The sequence below is a fragment of the Mucilaginibacter sp. genome (genome assembly GCF_039207105.1).
In the GTDB taxonomy this organism is placed as follows: Bacteria; Bacteroidota; Bacteroidia; order Sphingobacteriales; family Sphingobacteriaceae; genus Mucilaginibacter.
On sequence record NZ_JBCECK010000014.1, the window covers coordinates 1 to 18,971 of the forward strand.

The 18,971-nt window shown below is 40.0% G+C and carries 17 protein-coding genes; all 17 read right to left on the minus strand.

What is annotated here, in order from left to right; genetic code table 11:
* The coding region (locus AAGC65_RS04775) for a nucleoside-diphosphate sugar epimerase/dehydratase (RefSeq protein ID WP_343111273.1) at positions 1 to 1,850 on the minus strand (1,850 nt) is incomplete at its 3' end.
* Between the two features lie 39 nt (positions 1,851 to 1,889).
* The gene (locus AAGC65_RS04780; protein WP_343111274.1) at positions 1,890 to 2,918 is read right to left on the minus strand and encodes a GNAT family N-acetyltransferase; all 1,029 of its coding nucleotides are present in this window, start codon (positions 2,916 to 2,918) and stop codon (positions 1,890 to 1,892) included.
* Between the two features lie 23 nt (positions 2,919 to 2,941).
* Positions 2,942 to 3,448: a GNAT family protein gene (locus tag AAGC65_RS04785; protein WP_343111275.1), complete on the minus strand. Its 507-nt coding sequence runs from the start codon at positions 3,446 to 3,448 to the stop codon at positions 2,942 to 2,944.
* On the minus strand, positions 3,445 to 4,416 hold the full coding sequence (locus AAGC65_RS04790; RefSeq protein WP_343111276.1) for a hypothetical protein: 972 nt from the start codon (positions 4,414 to 4,416) through the stop codon (positions 3,445 to 3,447). The genes AAGC65_RS04785 and AAGC65_RS04790 overlap by 4 nt, the downstream gene beginning before the upstream one ends.
* A 41-nt stretch (positions 4,417 to 4,457) precedes the next feature.
* Positions 4,458 to 5,261 carry a phytanoyl-CoA dioxygenase family protein gene (locus AAGC65_RS04795; RefSeq protein ID WP_343111277.1) on the minus strand — a complete coding sequence of 268 codons (804 nt, stop codon included), beginning with the start codon at positions 5,259 to 5,261 and terminating at the stop codon, positions 4,458 to 4,460.
* A 47-nt stretch (positions 5,262 to 5,308) separates the two neighbouring features.
* Positions 5,309 to 6,451 (minus strand): glycosyltransferase family 4 protein, encoded by a 1,143-nt coding sequence (locus AAGC65_RS04800; protein ID WP_343111278.1) that lies wholly within the window; start codon positions 6,449 to 6,451, stop codon positions 5,309 to 5,311.
* Between the two features lie 257 nt (positions 6,452 to 6,708).
* Positions 6,709 to 8,148 carry a pectate lyase gene (locus tag AAGC65_RS04805; RefSeq protein WP_343111279.1) on the minus strand — a complete coding sequence of 480 codons (1,440 nt, stop codon included), beginning with the start codon at positions 8,146 to 8,148 and terminating at the stop codon, positions 6,709 to 6,711.
* A 197-nt stretch (positions 8,149 to 8,345) separates the two neighbouring features.
* Entirely contained in the window at positions 8,346 to 9,440 is a 1,095-nt protein-coding gene (locus AAGC65_RS04810; protein ID WP_343111280.1) for an NAD-dependent epimerase, read from the minus strand.
* A gap of 189 nt (positions 9,441 to 9,629) precedes the next feature.
* On the minus strand, positions 9,630 to 10,085 hold the full coding sequence (locus tag AAGC65_RS04815) for a hypothetical protein (protein WP_343111281.1): 456 nt from the start codon (positions 10,083 to 10,085) through the stop codon (positions 9,630 to 9,632).
* A 46-nt stretch (positions 10,086 to 10,131) separates the two neighbouring features.
* Entirely contained in the window at positions 10,132 to 11,220 is a 1,089-nt protein-coding gene (locus tag AAGC65_RS04820) for a glycosyltransferase (protein ID WP_343111282.1), read from the minus strand.
* Complete coding sequence (locus tag AAGC65_RS04825) at positions 11,207 to 12,121, minus strand: hypothetical protein (RefSeq protein WP_343111283.1); 915 nt, start codon at positions 12,119 to 12,121, stop codon at positions 11,207 to 11,209. Before AAGC65_RS04825 ends, AAGC65_RS04820 begins: the two co-directional genes overlap by 14 nt.
* Entirely contained in the window at positions 12,118 to 12,849 is a 732-nt protein-coding gene (locus AAGC65_RS04830) for a hypothetical protein (RefSeq protein ID WP_343111284.1), read from the minus strand. Before AAGC65_RS04830 ends, AAGC65_RS04825 begins: the two co-directional genes overlap by 4 nt.
* 19 nt (positions 12,850 to 12,868) lie before the next feature.
* Positions 12,869 to 14,710: an asparagine synthase (glutamine-hydrolyzing) gene (asnB, locus tag AAGC65_RS04835; RefSeq protein ID WP_343111285.1), complete on the minus strand. Its 1,842-nt coding sequence runs from the start codon at positions 14,708 to 14,710 to the stop codon at positions 12,869 to 12,871.
* Between the two features lie 20 nt (positions 14,711 to 14,730).
* Positions 14,731 to 15,792 carry a glycosyltransferase gene (locus tag AAGC65_RS04840; protein ID WP_343111286.1) on the minus strand — a complete coding sequence of 354 codons (1,062 nt, stop codon included), beginning with the start codon at positions 15,790 to 15,792 and terminating at the stop codon, positions 14,731 to 14,733.
* A gap of 24 nt (positions 15,793 to 15,816) precedes the next feature.
* On the minus strand, positions 15,817 to 17,052 hold the full coding sequence (locus AAGC65_RS04845; RefSeq protein ID WP_343111287.1) for an O-antigen ligase family protein: 1,236 nt from the start codon (positions 17,050 to 17,052) through the stop codon (positions 15,817 to 15,819).
* Between the two features lie 3 nt (positions 17,053 to 17,055).
* Positions 17,056 to 17,667: a sugar transferase gene (locus AAGC65_RS04850; protein WP_343111288.1), complete on the minus strand. Its 612-nt coding sequence runs from the start codon at positions 17,665 to 17,667 to the stop codon at positions 17,056 to 17,058.
* Positions 17,668 to 17,683: 16 nt separating this feature from the next.
* On the minus strand, positions 17,684 to 18,952 hold the full coding sequence (locus AAGC65_RS04855) for a DegT/DnrJ/EryC1/StrS family aminotransferase (RefSeq protein ID WP_343111289.1): 1,269 nt from the start codon (positions 18,950 to 18,952) through the stop codon (positions 17,684 to 17,686).
* Positions 18,953 to 18,971 lie beyond the last annotated feature (19 nt).

Genomic DNA, 18,971 nt, shown 5'->3' on the forward strand with positions numbered 1-18,971 from the left:
TCGTTGTTTAGTTTGCTTAGCTCCAGCAGTTCTTTGATCACATTATTAACTTCTGCATAAAGGTTAGGTATGGTTTTGGATATTTTGATATCTTTATTATAAGTGGGGATAATTTGCTCTTCAATATTCAGCAACTCCTCGTAAAGCTTTTCACCCGGCCGCAAACCGGTGAAAACAATTTTTATATCCTTATCGGGTATAAAACCAGCCAACTTGATCATGTTTGCTGCCAGATCTGCTATCCTCACAGGTTTACCCATATCAAACAAAAATATTTCAGATCCTTTACCCATGATGGCAGCTTCCAGTACCAGTTGAACCGCCTCGGGTATGGTCATAAAATAACGCGTAATATCCGGATGGGTTACAGTTACCGGCCCGCCGCGCTCTATCTGAGCCTTAAACCTGGGTATCACAGAACCATTTGAACCAAGCACATTACCAAACCTGGTGGTGATAAATTTGGTTTGATTAATTGTTCCGGTATCAATGTTCTGAAAAAATTCCTGCTGCTCATTAATTTCCTTGTTTAAGGATTGGATATACATTTCGGCAATACGTTTGGAAGCCCCCATGATGTTTGTTGGGCGTACTGCCTTATCTGTTGAGATCATGATAAATTTTTCGACTCCAAACTCCAGCGAAATATCTGCTACATTTTTGGTGCCCCATACATTGGTTAATACCGCCTCTGTCGGGTTATTTTCCATCATGGGTACATGCTTGTATGCCGCCGCATGAAAAACAATTTGTGGTTTGTATAAATTAAACAACGATCGCATACGGGCCGTATTCTGAATATCGGCTATAAACATTCTTGTTTTACAAGTGTTTTTCCCATCCTCAATTTCCATTTGTATATCATGTAAAGGTGTTTCGGCCTGGTCACATAATATGATACATTCAGGATTGTAACCCATCACCTGCCTCACGATCTCTGATCCAATGGAGCCCGCAGCACCGGTTACAAGCACCCGCTTACCTTTAAACTCACTTAAAATATGATCTTTACATAGCTCAATGGGCTCACGCTCCAACAAATCTTCTATCCTCAGATCTTTAAACTGATTAGGACTGGGAGTTCCGTTAATCCACTGATCAGAAGGCGGAACGGTAATAACTTTAATGCCCAATTCAATACATTTTTCAACAGCATCGCGCTTGCCTGCAATGTTCAGATCTTCGGCGGTGATGAGCATTGTTTTAATGGCTTGTTTCTGTTGCAGATCGGCAAGCGCACGTACCGGGTAAACTTGCTTTTGCTCAATACACTTATAAATTTTATCAGCACCCACATCTATAAAACCCTGAACCTGCAGCATGAGTCCTTTTTGCGATTCAACAGCTTTTTTAATTAGAATGGAGGGTGTACCTGAGCCAAATATCAGCACGTTTTCCCGGTTAGCGGTTATTGCAGGTTCTTCCAGATATACAAACAGATCTTTTATTACAATGCGCATTCCCATCAACAATGATGACGATATGAAAAAATTGATCAACAATATATCGCCCAGCCCGGCGAGACTAATCCGGAGATAAGGCTCAAATAATATGTTGCAGAGCAGCATAAATGCCACATTACTTACCAGCACCGCAACAAAAACACGCAGCATATCCTTAGTATTTGAATACCGGATAATGCGGGTATGGATACGCATGATCAGGAAAGTGAAGATTGCGCTACTACAATAAAAAACCAGATAATAAATATTGTCTTGTTTTAAATCAAGTTTATTTTTTAAAGAAATAGCAAGGCAAAGTGATATAAATACAATCATCAGATCAATTAAAAGAACTAACCACCTGGAATGAAACCTTTCCTGAAACAATAAATTTCTGATATATATCATGACAAATAAGTTTAGTGAGTTAAGGGATAGTTTATTAGTTTAAGCATATCTGTATAGCGGAAAAAAATCGATATCCGCATTTTTATCAATCTCTTTTTTATCCAATAATTCCTGGTACATAGAAGGGTTGGCAACGTACCGCCAGCTTTTAAAATCCATACAAAGATCTGTGAAGCCTAACTTCCACTTAAAAACCGCATCTTCCTTATAACCAAGGCCACCTCCTAAATTATAATAACGCATGCCCAGCGTACGGCCAAGTACAGATATCTGATCGGCCATGAATTTGGATGGGCTGTGCTGCAGGTATACCGTACGTGTACCTATTAAGTGAGCTTGTATAATACCATTGGTAAGCATGACAATAGTACTGCAAATGGCTGTATCTCCATCGTACATCGTTAACAGGCGTGCATCATATTCCTGTGTATTCAGGATTCTCGAAAAATACTCCTCGTTAAATAAATAATAATCAGAGGCACCTACCCGTTCCATAGTTTCGGTATAGATGCTTACAAATGTCGCGATAGCTTCGGGGCCGCTCTCTTCTCTAACAACAAAGCCTTTTTTCCAGGCATGCCTTACCGCATCCATAGTTGATTGCCTGTATTTTTTACGTTGATCTTCAATATTTTGCGACAGATCAATTACTACGGTTAGTCCATTATCGTGTACACCACCAAATTTCTCAAGCAGCAATTGCTGTTTGTAAAAAGGATGTATGCGGGTAAATACGGATACATATTTTTCGTCGGTCAGGAAATTCAGAAAAGCTTGCTTAAAGTTTTCCTGTAATGAATCGTCCAGATCTTCCATTTTTTTATTGGAAAAAGGCCCCGAATAACCATACACGCTGCTCAGATCATAATGATCACACTCGGGAATAGCCCTTTTGAGCAGCGGAAATGCTATAAAATCACCCTGTTCCTGGTAAACAAATAAAATTGGCGCACCCACTTTGGTTTCTAAGGCATGATAGTGCCAGGTATGATAAAAGTCATATTCAGCGGCTTTTTGTACATACGAAGCCCATTCCATTTTATCATCAATGGTAAGTAAGTTAGTCATATGATTATTGCTTTTTAAGTAGGTTACCTGACCAGTTGTCCTTGATTTACAAAATTTTTTTTGAGGATCTTCATTTTAACCAGGCCATCCACTTCTCCGGTGATCTCAAAGCCTGCTTTTTCGTAGATATATAAAGCCGGTATGTTAGCCGGATGCACCCGCAGATGTAAACTTTCCAATTCCTTATAAAAAAAGGCGTACTTTAATATGAGCATGGTGGCCTGGTAACCTATGCCCTTGCCCCAATAAAGCCTGTTACCAATAAACAAATGCAGCTCTGCGGTCTTATCTTTGATATCCAGCAGTTGAATATTGCCTACATAGGTATCCAATTCTTTAAGGCATATGGCAAAACGGCTTTGATCTGGCTTATTCAGGTTTTCCTGTAGCCAGGCGGTTTCCATTTTTGAGGTGATGCGCTGTGTCGCTCTAAAATTGGTATAAGTCCATACCTGGGGGTCATTTCTCCATAAATATGATGTTTGGGCATCTTCCAATGCCAGCGGGCGGATATATACTGAAACGGTCATATAAAATGTTGTAAAATGGTTAACATATAAAACATGTCCTGAAGGTTATATCGATGATCTATTGGCAAAGGCACCAGATGTTGGGTAAAGTAATTCTCATACATTTTTTTGTTTGTCCACTTAAATACATTTGGCCAATAAGTAGCCACAAATATTTTTTTCTGTATCAGATGTACTTTTAAATCACGGGCATTGTGTAAAAATGGGTATACCATTGGTACACAATCGTCGGCAATATCAAACTTGAACAGGTTAGTGGCTTCCAGGTGCTTATGCAGGAAATCAAAGTTCCGTTTACGTATCCTGGCACATTCCGCATAATCAATACCCGATAGAATTTTTTGGGTCAGGGGCGACATACTCCTGATCTCATTGTTTTCCAAATCTTCATTATTGGCTTTAAAATCGGTATAACCAGCTTCGGTGCCCAGTTCTATGCTTTTTATCAGATGCGAAAAACGGTTCACTGATGAATCAACCGGCAGTTTCCGATTAAGCTTTTTACGGATCTGTAAATAAGCTCCATCCGGCACACCAAAAAATTTCCGGCACGAATAAAAAGTATCTATACCGGGCAAGGCCTCCGAATAAAAGCTTTGCGAATTATCAACGATAAGGTGTTTGATCTGCTTGCTTAATCGTATCACCGCATCACGCTTAACACCAAAATAATCAGTGTATAAAAAACAAGCATAAGGTTCAATAGCAAAATCTATAACAGGCTCAAGCTGTTCATTAATTGAATAAAACCTGTACTCAACGTTTAGCCTGATAAGCGGCTCAAGTATAACATCACAAGTAAAATAAGGTATATATATTTTGGTATATCCCTTTTGCTTTAAAATATACTCTAACGCGTTACGGCCGGTATTTAGCCGGATGAGATTGGGGTAATACTCAGAACCAGGAGTGAGCTGCAACTCAAAATACCCCCCAATAGATCTTGGAGTAGTTTTAGTTTTAGGCATTGCTACAAGTTAAAGTGAATGGTGTTGGCAAAGGGCTACATTCAACCCTGATCGCGCTGATACATCCTTAAATGCGGAGGCTGGTAGTATTCATCCAGGTTTTCAGGCGTACGGGCATTATAGCCTATAACCTGGCGTAGTTGAGGACTTAGGCCCTTACCAAATTCGTAACCCAAAAAACGAGGATAATCCATTTGCTGCTTAAAAAACGGTTTGGTAAAGCCAAGCGTTAAAGCCCTTCTTAAACCATTGGTTTTATTTTCGCCGGCGGCATGCCACAAGTTTGAATTGAACATGATGATGCTGCCTTTTGGTGCTATAGCACGGTCGGCATGCTCATAAAAGTAAGCTTCATCGGGTCTTACATCAACTTTATGAGAACCTGACAGGAAATAAGTAGCGCCGTTATTCATGGTAAAATCATCCAGCGTAACAATCATCTGAACCAGCAACTTTGTTTCTTTCATAAAGGTGCGTACATCCCGGTGCATATTGCTCAGGTATGGATGCTCCTGCCGGGCATGAACAACCGCATTGATACCATTGAGTATATAGTTGCCACCTAAAAACCAGCCGATCTCCTCATTACAATACATATTATCCAAAAAGCTGAGTGCAAAATTATCGCGTTCCAGTAGGTGATGCAGTGTGCCATCCATGTTTGCACTGATGCCGTTCTTAACCTGTATGTCTCTTCTGAGCACGTGAGCCACGGCCAGATCGCTGTTTATTTCATCAATAAAATCGGGGGTTAAAGCGCCTTCATATACAATCCAGCCGTATTCGTCTATAATGTTTTGAAAATCGCTTAGCGTTCGGTCAGCGTAGATCAATCTATTTTCCATCGCATAAAATTTTATTGGTTACTAAAAAAGTTTGTTCAAATTGAAGGTTAGTTAAGCTGCATAATTTTCAGCATCTCGGTATTTACCAGGTTCACATCAAATTTTTTACGGGCATAGGCCAGGCCGTTTATACCGTAACTGCGCACAGTGTCCCGGTTATTCAGATAAAATTCCATCTTAGAAACAAGTTCGTTCACATTTTTGGCCGGGATCAGAAAGCCATTGGGTTCAGCAGCCGTTTCGATGGTTTCCCGGCAACCCACAGAATCGCAGGTAATAATGGCCCTTCCCATTGCCATGCTCTCCAAAAGGCAACGGGGTACACCCTCGCCATAATAAGAAGGTAATACCACAACAGACGCATCATTAATATAGGGTCGTACGTCATGAACTTCGCCAAGGTAAGTAATGGTTTTACCTGATTTTATCTTGTTGTATAATTCATCACTAATAGCATCTACATTAGGGCCATAGGCACCTATGAGCCTAAATTGTATATCAGGATATTGTGACTGAATATTATTGGCCGCCTCATAATATTCATTAATACCTTTAGCATTTATTAAGCGGGCAATCATTAAAAAACTGATGTTACTGGCATCGGGCATAGTGTATTCGTAATGTTCCAGATCAACACCTGAGCCGTTCACTATGGCTACTTTATGCTTAGTTGTTAAAATTTTATGATCAAGCAAGGTTTGGTAATCATCCTTATTCTGAAAAATGATTTTGAGCCGCCGGTTTTTGCCCAGACTAAATTTTAAAAGCCTGCGGGTTATATAACTTAATAAACCTGTTTTTCCTTCCTGGGTAAAGTTGTAACCCAAGCCTGTAAGCATTGGCGTTATTTTTTTCACCTTGCATAATTTGGCCAATAAGGTTCCGTAAATAACCGGTTTAAAAGTGTAAGGAAAAAAAACGTCGGGCCTTACTTTTTTAATGAGTTTATATAACTGGCCAATAAATTTTAAATCGGCAAAAACAGATACATTACTGCCATCAAGCTTATTTTCATAAACATCAACATTCAACTGGCTTAACTTTTCGCGTATACTTTGATGTGTTATTTGAGGGGTAAATACACTTACCTGATGGTTTTGCACCAGTTGTTCAATCAACTTCCCTCTAAAATCAATCAATGATTTAGATGAATCGCATACGATCAGTATTTTTTGTCCTACTCTGTTCATAAACAATATCATATTCATACCTGCATATGTGTGTAATGAAAATATCACACAAAGCAAATATTAATGTTAAACAAATGAGGGTAAGCGTGTATTGGTTATAAAAGCATTCAACGAGCGTTGTATGCAGCGACCCGGGGGCCTTAATAATAGTGATAGATAACAGGTATATAGGTTAGTTTCCTAACCGTTTAAAACACCCCCAACCGCCAAAGCGGTCAGAGGGGGTGTTTAAATAAACTCTTATATTAAATATATAATTAATGAATAGCTCTTGGCCCTGTACCGGCTACTACTTTAGCAGGCACGTTTGCAGCTGCATCTAATGCAGAAGCATAGCTATATGGAGGTACCCATGTTGAAATTGCTGTAGTAATACTATTAGCACCGCAATTTGAATAAATGTTGGTGTTAACACCACTGAAATAACCCGGAGGATCACCATCTAAATTAGTAGTGATTGGTTTATGACAGCCTGAAAAATACTCATTATCGGTACGTACAGTACCACCAGCCCTTGCTCCTAATGAGTAGCTACTGTTATTTAAGTGATAGTTATTAAACATGTGCACGCTACCGTAATTCATAGTAGGCTCCCTTTCGCTAACATTGTACCAGTAGTTATGGTGCATGGTAACACGCAGGTGACCTTTATCATCAGCTGCATTACTTGCATCTATTCCGCCGCTTATCAGCACAGAAAGGTTGGTATCATGGAACTTGCTCCAGGAAACGGTAATATAATCACTCCCACGGGTGATTGAGATGTCTTTACCCCAGTAATCCCATCCATGTGAGCGGTCTGTAGAAAACTCGCAATGATCAACCCACACATGGTGTGTTTGAAATTTGATCATCAGCGCCGCGTCGGTTACATAGTTTTTAAATCTAACATCTTGTATAATAATGTTACTTACAGTAAACATATACAGTGATATACCTTCAATTGAAGCGCCTGGTTTACCGATGATAGATTTGTTTGATTTTACATAAACCGGATCGTCACCAGATCCTTTTATGGCTCCGCTAACGTAAACTATCTTTGCAGCGTTATCGCCAAGAGCAGTTTTTAAAGCCGCTAACGTTGTTACGGTAACTGATGCGCCTCCAGCGCCTCCGGTGGTTGTTCCACTAACCATTGCATAGCCTAAAAGGCCATCGGTGGTGGTTGGGTTAGACGGAGTAGTAGCTGGCGGTGTTACCGGAGCAGTTGAACCAGATGAACCATTAGAACCATCAAATGTATAGGTATATTTGCGTCCGTTGGTTGCAGGGTTAGAGTTATCAGAAGCTGAAAAAACTAATCCGGTGCCCCAGTGACTAAAACGACCCTTACCCAGGTTACGAATATCATCATGTACTGAATGTGGTGGTTTCAATTCAACGCCATTTTCAAAAAGCCTAAGTGTAGAGGCCTTAGGCTGCTCGTTTGAGTCGCCTGATTTACTTAAAGGATAGGTAGTTTTGTAGGCATAGCCTCCGTCTGATTTAATACTGGTTAAATTAACTGTAAAGCTTGTTGCTGTTGCAGCGGTAGTAGATGTAGCAGCCGAAGTTTCTAATTGAGTTGATAACGAGTCGGTGCCTGATGAGCGTAACGGTGCTTCTCCATTTTTTGTGCAACTACCCATGAAGATAATTACGCTTAACATCATACTGACGGCAGCCACTTTTCTAAAAGGTTTTGTTTTTCTTTCCATGTATATTTTTTTAGTAAGGCCATCAAACGGCACTGCGTTTGAAAAATTGCCACCAAAACTTACATGGAAAGAATAGTCTTAAAATTAAAAAGGTTCAAAAACTGCGTTTATGTAACTTTTTACTCTTAAAAAGTGTAAAGTTAAGTTGTAAACCCGGTGTATAAATCTATACACTTCATGACATTAATATGACAAAACTACATTGTAATTTCTGACGTAACCGGTTCAGAATACTGCTTTCCGACCTGATAAAACGATTTATACCAATTGGTGAATTGCTCAACCCCATCATGAACAGAAGTATGCGGTTTATAATTTAACATTGTATCCAGGTTTGATACATCGGCACAGGTTTCGGCCACATCCCCCTCTTGCATGGGTAAAAATATTTTTTTGGCGGTAATGTTCATTTGTGCTTCAATCTCGGTAACAAAATCAAGCAAATTTACCGGTGCTCCTCTGCCTATGTTAAAAATACGGAAAGGAGCTTTTGAGGTTGCCGGATCCGGTTTTTGGGCGTCCCAATCAGCATTGGGTTCAGCCGGTTTATCTATCACGTGTGTAATACCATCAACAATATCATCAACATAGGTAAAATCGCGCATCATATTACCGTTATTAAATACTTCAATAGGCTTGCCTTCAAGCATGGCTTTTGTAAAAATAAAGAGTGCCATATCTGGCCTGCCCCAAGGGCCATAAACTGTAAAAAAACGAAGTCCGGTAGTGCGTAAATTAAATAAGTGGCTATAGGTATGCGCCATCATTTCATTAGCCTTTTTTGATGCCGCATATAAAGAAACCGGATGATCGGCAATGTCATGCTCGCTAAATGGCATTTTTTTGTTTAACCCATAAACACTCGACGAACTGGCATAAGCCAGATGTTTTATTTTAAAATGCCTGCAACACTCCAATATATTCAGAAAACCTTTAATATTTGAATCAATATAAGCTTCAGGATTGGTTAAACTATACCGTACGCCGGCCTGGGCAGCAAGATTACACACCGCATCAAACTGGTAAGTTTGAAAACACTGCTCTAACTGGTCTTTGTCTAACAGATCAAGCTTGATAAACGTATAATTAGGATAGCATTTACTGTGTGCTGGTTTGCCATATTCCAGTTTTGATACGGTAATTCCGGTTTGAGTAAGCCGGGCATATTTCAACTTTACATCATAATAATCATTGATGTTGTCTATGCCGACTACGGTGTCGCCTCTTTCCAGCAAACGTTTTGCCAAATGATAGCCAATAAAACCAGCTGTACCAGTAATTAAAATTTTCATAAGATTTACAGTTTAAGATTGAAAAATGGAGCCTTATGAGCACAAGGCAAACAGGTATGTTAATATTAAAAGTTTGTGAAAGCCCGTAAACAGGCCAGGAAATGATTGGAGGGCAAGGCCCGAGCGCAGGGCCCTAACCCGCCAATGAACAGATTATTACTATATCCGGATGGCTGCTGCGGTATACGTTCAATTTGCTGCCGGATACCCGGCACCATTTAGTGTGTAAGTATACTCCCTGCCATTTGCAACCGGATCGGTATTATCCGAGGTAGAAAAATACAAGGTTGTGCCCCAATGGCTAAAACGCCCCTTACCGTAATCACGAATGCCTTGATGGTTGGAATGTGCTGGGTGCAATTCAATACCATTTTCGAACAATCTTAAAACAGATTTTTCAGGTTCATCATTTGAGTCGCCGCCTTCAATTACATAGCCAATTTTATAAGAAAATCCACCATCTGATCTTAAGCCATCAAAATCTATAATATACAAGCCCGGCTTTTTCTCTTTTACCGTTTGCATAACTGTTGATGGCTTTATTTTACTTGCTTCTTCTTTTTTACAGCCGTTAAAAAAGATTATTGTTGTGAATAAAATACCGGATAACAATACTTTTTGAAAGCGTATCAATTTGCTTTTCATTTGAATTTAATTTAGGTTTCATAATTACCTCCGGCTTAAGGGTTGTTTAGTAGATAGGTATCTTTTCAAAATTTTGTAATAATGAGCTTACAAATATTTGTGGTGTGCGGTTATGCAGATATTGCTGAACCGTTTCGTTTTTATTAATACTATTATTATCAAGCGCTTTTTTCAGGCCAGCTTCCAACTCGTTTACGCTATTGACATTTATTTTAAATATGCCCGGAATGGCTTCGATGCCACCGGCACAAAGAGTTGAAACAACCGTCTGATTAGCTGTCATCATTTCAAGCAAAACATTCGGAAATCCTTCTTTAACAGATGATACCACGCACAGCCTTGCTTTTTTAAAATAAGGTATCGGGTTATCAATACGCCCTTTCAATATTACATGCTGTGATAGTTTAAGATTATCAATCAGGTTAGTTAAAGCACCCCTTTCAGGCCCCTCGCCCAATATCAGTAGCTTAAGGCCGGGATATTGTTTATAGATCCCTTCAAACGCGTGTATCAATAACGAAAAACCTTTTTCTGGTATCAATCTGCCTGCAGCGCATATAAACCCGGCATCGGTATCAGTATCATGCAGCGGATATTCGGCTTTCAGCAAAATCTGCTTTAAATCAACCGGATTAGCTTGTACCACTATTTTATGCTCAGGTACAAAAGATACATGCTGTATAAATTGGTTACGCATCAGCTCTGTTTGGCAAACAACCAGATTTACACCCGGGTAACCTAAACGGTAAGCCAATCTGTAGCTCCATTTTTTTAAACCTGTAAACCTGGTAAAAACGGATGTGCACTCGCGTACGATAAGCTGCGACTTTAAGTATCCTATCCGTTTTAAAAACCCTAAGTACGCGTTCAGGTAAGGATGGGTACTCATGATGATAAACTCTTTTCGATAAGGCTTAAGCAAAGCAGTAAGCCCCCAGAAACCCATCAACATGCTTTTATCTGTAACATATTGTGATGCCTGACCGGCCGGAATACGTAAACCACCTGCTTTTGCCTTTTTTAAAAACAATAAAGGGGCGCTTGCAGCCGTGGCAGCCATTAGCAGCACGTTTTCGGCTCCATTAGCTTCGTCAGACATGGAAACAAAGACCATGTTTTGTTTAACTCCACACATTGCTGTTCCTGATTTTCCTGATTACTTTTTTAAGCGGATTCAGCGCGTTATAAACGCTGCGTTTTCCATCAACTATAAGTAAGCCGTCGGCAAAAGTTATGGTATGTAAACCTTTATCATATGGAGCCTGAGGCAATAGCTCGAACGCGGTATGGCGTTCAAATTCAGTTTCGTTTAGCTTCGTGATCTCATTGATCATGACAGAACCGCCATAACATTTTGCAGGGTTTTGGCTGGGCATATATAACTTTCCGTCAACTATAAATAGCCTGCCTGCTGATCTGCTGGCATGATCATCAACTTTTATTGGGTTTTGCCCGTGCGCTTTAAAATCATCAAAAAGGTTGTCAGCATAATAAATATATAACTCGCCATGCTTTCCGGAAATGCTGGTAAACAACCAATATTTATCCTGATAATAGATGATAGAGTTATCTACGTAATTATCATCCTTTAAAATAACGCTTACCTTTTTAAAATTCTGAAGATTATTCTTATCCACCTCATATAAAGCAACCTGTTTTGATTCTGAAGTTTCGGGTATGCAGTATAATTGATCATTTGCTGTAAACATGTATGGGTATGACAGGTGTACCGATCTGTTCATGATACCCTTTACCCTTTTTTTCTTTTTCAGGCTCAGATCATCAATAAATGCGATCTCGCCCTTCCCCTTCCAGAAATTTAGTTCTTCATAAAAAATATACAGGTGTCCATCTATATTAATTATAAAAGGATCGGCCGCATAATCATCATCACCCTCTTTAAGCCAGGTAATTTTACCCCTGAGTTTTTGAGTAGCAATAAGGTCGGCGGGGGTTTGATGAACGTAACCAATATTCCATTTGTCAGAAACAAACAACTTATTAAAACATATTAGTAGCAGGCTTATTACAGTCATGATTTAAACATTTTATTAAGGAAAGATAAAACCAGGGCAGGAAAAGGCAAATAATCACTCTCGTGTACAAGTGTGCCTCCAAAACTGTCTTTAAAATAATTGATCCTGATAAGTGCTTCATCCTTTGTGTTTACTGCGTAACCTCCCAAATCATAAACGCTAAACCCTTGCTGTTTAAATAAACACATATCTTTAAAATGCAATAGCCTGTTGGCCCTGCCCACTACGGCCCGCAACTGTGTATCCTGCTCATTTCTGAAAAGCGATGCTGAATACAACAACCTCGCCCTTTTCATGCTGATGTCAATCAAATAAGCATGCATTACGATATCCTGGGCATCATATACAGCCTTAGTTATCACCATGCGTGATTTGTATTTAGTAACATTGCTGCCGATGCTGGGTAGCTGCTTGGTTTGGGCAAATAAATTGTAAAAGTTTATAAAATGTTTTATATCGCTTTCTGTGGTGGTTGTAACCCCATCTTTAATGGCCCGTCTTATTTCATAGGCCGTTTTTTGATCAAATCCCGATTCAATAACCTCTAACGGGGAGGTTAAATCAATAACCTTGGTAAAAAAATCTTCACGATGATAACCAGCAACCGGTGTTACATGCGTGCTTTGTTTATAATAGCTGTAAAGGCATTGCCATTTTTGAGGTTTATCGGCAAACCAAATTACATTAACGGGCATCAGATGAAATGCCGTGGTCTTAATCTGGATCATAGGTAGCAGGTATTTATTTTTAGGCCAACTGATAGTTGGGCAAAGCAGTTACTTTCTGATTTTTTAACCATTGTTTCAGCACCAGCAATTTCCATATTTGTGGAGCGCGGTTCCATTTACCAGCCATGTGGTCGTTGATCATACAAAACGCTTTGTCGACATCAATGCCAGGAATATCTTTTAATTCTGATAACGACAGCTCATCATATACATAAGTTCTGAGCTGGCTCCTGAACCAATGGCTAAACGGCATAGTGAAGCCTGATTTTGGCCTGTCAAACAATTGGGCAGGTACATATTGATATAAAATATCTTTCAATATTCTTTTTTGAACCCGGTTACCAAATTTATAGCTATCGGGCAACCGCTGGGCAAACGTAACTATCCGGTGATCCATAAGCGGGGCCCGCGTTTCAACTGCAAATGCCATTGAGGCGCGATCAACCTTGGTATTGATATCGCCATTTAAATAGGTTTTGATATCAAAGGCCGACATTTTTTGTAAAAAGCTTCCTGATGCTGAACCCAAAATACCCATATAAGGAACTTTCAGCCCCAATTCTGGTTGCTGGAGCCAGGAATATTCCAAGCCGCCCAGCATTAAGGCATATAATACATCAATAGAAGCTGTACTAATACCCATTGCTATTAATTTATGCCGATAATTGGGCGATAATTTGATAAGCTCACCCATTATTTTACGCAAGGCTATAGGGCAATCAAAAAACTGGTTTGCCATATTTAACCACTTGTACCTTGAGTAGCCCATAAAACTTTCATCCCCCCCGTCACCGCTCAGGGCCACAGTTACATGCTTTTTGGTATATTTATTAAGCAACAACGATGGGATAGCGCTTGAATCGGCAAAGGGCTCATCATAGTATTTCCCGAAGCTTTCAATCAGGCTCATGCCTTCGTCGTCATCGCATACTATTTCATAATGATCTGTTTTCAGGTGCCTGGCAATATTCAAGGCAAAAACACTTTCGTCAAAGCCCTTCTCTTTAAACTTGATGCAAAATGTTTTGATCTGTTCGGTGTTTTCTGAAGCGAGCGCAGCAACCAGCGACGAATCAATACCCCCCGAAAGAAATACGCCAAGCGGTACATCAGCATGCATGCGGATGCCAACAGCATCCTTTAATAATTCCCGAAGTTCTGTTTTAGCATCCTGGTAACTACCGGTATAAATACTTGTATTTACATGTCCAATTTCCCAGAATTTTTCTGTTTTAAATTGGCCTGTAATCAAATTTAACTTAAAACTATGGCCCGCAGGCAGTTTTTTGATCTCCTGCCAGGCCGAGCGAGGCTCAGGCACATATCCCCATATAAAATATTCCTGAATAGCCTGCTGATCAATATTAGTTTGCTGCCCAACGGTTATTTGTACGCCTTGACTTGCAAATTCAAAATCGCGCCCCTTATGTGCATAGTAAAATGGCTTTTTACCCAGACGGTCGCGGGCGCCAAAAAACATTTGCTCTTTGGTATCATAAATTACAAAAGCAAACATGCCGTTGAAATAATCAACACATTGTGCGCCATACTCCAGATAAGCGGCGGCAAGTACCTCGGTATCTGAATCCGTATAAAACGCATGGCCTATTTTTTTTAACCTGCATTTCAAATGCTGGTAATTATATATCTCCCCATTAAAAACTACTTTAAGATGTTTATAAGTAAACGGTTGATTGGAGCGTGGATCAAGATCAACAATGGCCAGGCGGTTATGTCCCAGTATAACAGATCCTACACGTTCAAAACCTGAATGGTCGGGCCCGCGAAAATGTATTTTCTCCAGTTTAGCCCGAACAATATCATCATTATAATAAACCGTAGATCCGTATATACCGCACATATTTATATTATTAAGAATGATCAATCCTGTAGCAGGCTTTCATAGGCCTGCCCTATTTTATCAAGCGAAAACCGGTTATAAGCATCGGCTTTAATGGCCTCATGCTGCCACGATTGTGAACATGCCCTGATTATCAGATTTCTTAACTGGGTTATATTATCCTGCTCTGCCACATAGCCGTTAAATCCTTCCTGAATCAATTCTCTTGTGCCATCCACACGAAAAGTAACCACCGGAACACCTAAAGACAAAGCCTCTAAAACAGCATTCGGAAAACCTTCTGTATAGGAGCTTAACACAAAAAGATCATGCTGTACCATCTGTGCTGAAACATTATTTATCTTGCCTAAAAAGTTTACCCTTTTATCTAATTTTTTCAGATCAACTTCAGTCTTCAGATCGTCCATTAAAGGCCCACAGCCAACTATGGTTAATATATAATTTGGAGGGAGCCCATTCATAGCTTCAAGCAAACGGAACAATCCTTTTTCGGCATTTAAACGGGCTACTACTATTAGTTTTTTCAATTCGGCATTATTCAATTCTTTTTTGATCATTGGTGTATGCAGTATCGGATTTGATATTACTTTTAATTTACGCGAACTAACACCATATAATTTTGAAACCGACTGCTGCATTTCCGGAGACTGGCAAACAATAAAATTAAACCTGATAGATAAAAGCCTGGTAAAAAGGTTGTAGAACCTGGTTTTGTACCCATAAAATTTTTTCATTTGCTGCGGGTTGTTAGATGCCCGCGCTATAAGATGGGGCACTTTTAAAAAGCAAGCCACCATCGCAGTTAAAATATTAATGTGATCTGTAGTTGAAAAAACCGCGAATGGTTTTTCATCTTTCAATAGCCTATAGAGTTTAAAAAATGACCGGGACGCCTTAACAGTTTTAAGATCAATAAACCGTATGCCCTCAATATCGGTAGAGAAGCATTGCTCGCCTGCATTTAAAAATACAACCGATACCTCATAATCCTCTTTATTAAAATATTGCGAAAGCAACCAGTAAACACGTTCTGAACCGCCAGCTCCAAGTGAGCCCACTATCAGGAATATTTTCTTTTTCATGATCAGTATTGATATAAACTGAGTTTATGCTTCAACCAAACTTAATTCATCAACAGGTTCCGGAAGCGGCTCTGGTGATGTTAGCCGGGCACTATGCAGAACAGCCAGGTACAAAAACAAGGTAGGCCCATCGGCATCAATTAACCAGCCGTTATGCGATAGCGCGTTTAATGATGTTGCTAAAAATGCAAAGATCAAGGCAACCAATATGGCGTTGTGTTTAAGCTTAATGTGTTTTACAACTTCGGCAAACAAGCGGGTAATACGATAGTAAATGGCTACCAATAATCCGATTCCTAAAAAGGGCCCTAAATAGGTTATAAACATTAAATAGGCATTGTGTGAGCTCAAGCCAAAAGTGAATAACGAATTTCGGTAAGTTACCTCGTCCCAATCTTTTCCGTAAAATATGAGGCCGAAGGGATAATCGGCAACAATCTTCAGATTTTCGGCAGCCATGTTGGCCCTGTTAAAATCATTGGCTTCCTTGGCTTCATTTTTAGCAAGGATGTTATTTTTGGAATCGAAATTATCTTTAAGTACATAATTATAAATCAGTATACTTATGATTGCAACAATCGCAACCAGGATCACGGCCTTTAACCGGTATTGAATAAACAAAAACACCATTACTGCCCCGGCAAAACTGATCAGGGCCGACCGATTCATACCCAGGTATAAAAACAGCATACAAGCGCAAAAAACCAACACCTTAGTTAAAGCGTTAAGCCTAAATGTAAATGTGGCTATGAAGGCTAAAGTAGTAAAGGCAGCTATCTGATAACCAAAGGTAAATTGAGTAATAGCCAAACCCGCGGGGCTTTGTTTAATCTGCTCATCAAGCAGCCGTGACCTGATCGCGTCGATCAGGTCAGGATGCGTGTGATCAAACACCATAATGATCATAGAAAATGCCAGCCAGGCAAATAACATGGCTACAGAAATATTAAAACGCAACTTATTTGTACCTACAAAATAGTTGAAATAAAGGGCACAGGCTATAATGGTAACAAAACTTAAAAAAAAGCCGGTATAATCACTCATCCCTACTATATGATACAGGAACAAGGCAAGGGTAAACAAAATACATTCCCTTAAGTAAATAAAAGGTGGCAGTGGCCTCTGTATAAAAGGCAGCAACAACAAGCCAAATATCATCGGGGCTGGTATCCTGAAAATACTGGTCATAAAAATATTGAAGGCAACTGTGTACAGATAGCCAGCCATTAAAGCAAAAACAACAGCTTTTTTAAATAACATAACCTAAAGCGTAGCGGGTTTATTACTGAAGATGCGTTTGATGGTTTGCCAGATGATAACCATATCCAACCACAGGTTTTGATTATCAATGTAATCAAGGTTGTATTGAATTTTTGATGGTATAATTTCGCTCACATAAAGCTTTTCAGGGTCTTCGGCTTTGGCCAGAATGTCGCTTTCATCAAAGTACCTGATAGAAGCGCGATCTGTAATACCGGGTTTAACGCTTAGTACTCTTTGCTGGTGCACAGTGTAAAGCTCTACATATTTGCGTACTTCGGGACGGGGGCCTACAAAACTCATATCGCCTAAAAGAATATTGAATAACTGGGGCAGTTCATCAAGCTTGTACTTACGCAGCCAATATCCGGCCGGGGTGATACGATAGTCATGACAGCCAATGGTTAACAACCCACCGCGATCTGCATTGGTATACATTGTTCTGAATTTGAACAGATCAAAATCAACACCATCCCGGCCAACCCTACGCTGAATATACAAAGCTCCGCCACGTGAGCCCATACACACACATAACGTTATTACTAAAAACAACGGTAGTAGTAGCATGATAGCAGCCGATGCAACACACACATCAAAAACTCTTTTCAGAAACATGTTTTCAGTTTAAAAACTAACCAACGGGAACAGGCTCATATTTACCGCTTACTACATTCAGTTTGCGAACGCCTACCTGTTTTTCAACAGCTGTGATAACAGACGCGATGATCAAACTGATCTTATCATCAGTCAGTTGCGGATATATAGGCAGTGAAATTTCGCAGGCGTACTGTTCGTAAGCCACCGGATAATCGGTAATGTGGTAACCCAGACTTTTAAAATAGGTTAACATGGGCATAGGTATAAAATGTACGTTTACCGTAACACCCTTATTGGTTATATCTTCAATAATGAGATCGCGCTGGTCTTCAGTGATGTTTTTAATCCGTAGCGGGAATAAATGGTAACTGGTTTCGCGTTTATCATCCATCAAGGGTGGCGGCACAAACCAATCCATATCCTTAAAGCCATCGCAATATTTTAAGGCGATACTTTTGCGCATAGGCAGCAGATCTGATTCATACTTTTTAAGTTGAGCCAACCCGATCGAGGCACAAATATCAGGCATGTTGATCTTGAGTCCCTGGAACAAAATATCATAGCGCCAACCTGCTCCCTGTGATTTTGCCAGGGCATCTTTAGTTTGACCATTCAGGGTATACATTCTGAGATATTTATACTCAGCCGCGGTATCAAACTTTTCGGGCAGGTTTAAACAAATGCAGCCACCTTCGGCGGTAGTAACGTTTTTAACAGCATGGAAAGAGTAAATGGTAATGTCACTCTTTTTGGCAGATGCAAACCCATTAAAACGGGCGCCTAATGAATGCGCGGCATCACTGATCAGCAAGATCCTGTTCAGCAGGCTTTGTTTAAAAGATTCTGCCATAAACATGCCGGTTATTTCCGGTTCGTTAATAATGGCATTCAGCTGATCGTAATCGCAGGGCCAGCCGGCAATATCAACAGCAATAATAGCCTTTGTTTTTGGGGTTATGGCTTTACGCACAGCATCTGGCGATATGCTGAAATCGCTATTAATATCAACCATAACAGGTACTGCACCACAGTGCAATACACTTAATGCGGTTGCACAATAGGTGTATGCCGGCACAATAACCTCGTCGCCCGCTTTTACTCCGAACCACTTCAGCATCAATATGGTTCCCGAGGTCCATGAATTAACACAAACAGCGGCGTTTGACGATGTCAGCCTCACAATTTCCTGCTCTAATGCGGCTACTTTGGGACCAGTAGTGATCCATCCGGATTGCAGTGTTTGTAAAACCTCATCCACTACAGTCTGGTCAATAAATGGCGGTGAAAACGGGATATTTATCATAAAAAAGGTTATTATGCCG